The following is a 717-nucleotide window of genomic DNA, read 5'->3' as shown; positions in this document are numbered from 1 at the left end:
GAAATCGTTCTGCACCTGTTGTCCTGCTCGGATGCCAGACGCTCCATGCTTCCGGTGGCCTTGGTGATGCTTTTTTCGACCCGCTTGAACAGTTCAAACGGATCTTCTTCCAGCATGTCACTCATGGGTATTTTCCGACGCTGGAACTGGTGTCATGGCGAGTGAAGGAAGGCGAGAGAATGTCTCAAAGGCTTTCTGGTCTGATGGCCTTTCAACACGCTTCAAAAGTGTTTCGATGGTTCGGACAGCGCGTTCATCTGTTTCGGCTAATTTTATTAAGGCACCTCCTAAGATATAATTTTGTCGATCGCGCAATTTTGCTTCCGATTTAGCTTCTGCTTTTTGAGCCTCTTTGATGCGTTTTTTTTGTTCGGCGATAATCTTTTTGGCGTTTTCAATTTCTTTAGAAATGTTGCTCATATTATCCTCGGAACTGGAATCAATCTTTTAAGAACAATACCACATATCCCTTGATGCCGTCAGGTATTAAGGGCGCAGTTACGACTTGCACAAGTGCAAGTCCTGCGTCATGGTGGCTTTGCCCCCCTGAACCCCCCATTTTACGCCAAAAGAAAGGCTTTCGATCCGTGGCAATCTATCGCGCCGAGACAAAGCCGATAAGCCGGAGCGCAGGGCGTTCTGTTGTGGCTGCGGCTGCGTATCGTTCTGGCGAGGATTTGACCAACGAGGTTGATGGACACGAACACAAATACAGCC

General features: G+C 48.1%; 1 protein-coding gene. It reads right to left on the bottom strand.

All coding sequences use genetic code 11. The annotated features are described in order from the left end of the window. Nucleotides 1-117 precede the first annotated feature (117 nt). Entirely contained in the window at nucleotides 118-420 is a 303-nt protein-coding gene (locus PY649_RS34800; protein ID WP_141654729.1) for a mobilization protein, read from the bottom strand. Nucleotides 421-717: the final 297 nt, after the last annotated feature.

The sequence above is a fragment of the Rhizobium mayense genome, assembly GCF_030272705.1.
GTDB lineage: Bacteria > Pseudomonadota > Alphaproteobacteria > Rhizobiales > Rhizobiaceae > Rhizobium > Rhizobium mayense.
Note: the sequence above shows the minus strand (reverse complement) of the source record. Positions and strands in the feature narration are given on the sequence as shown.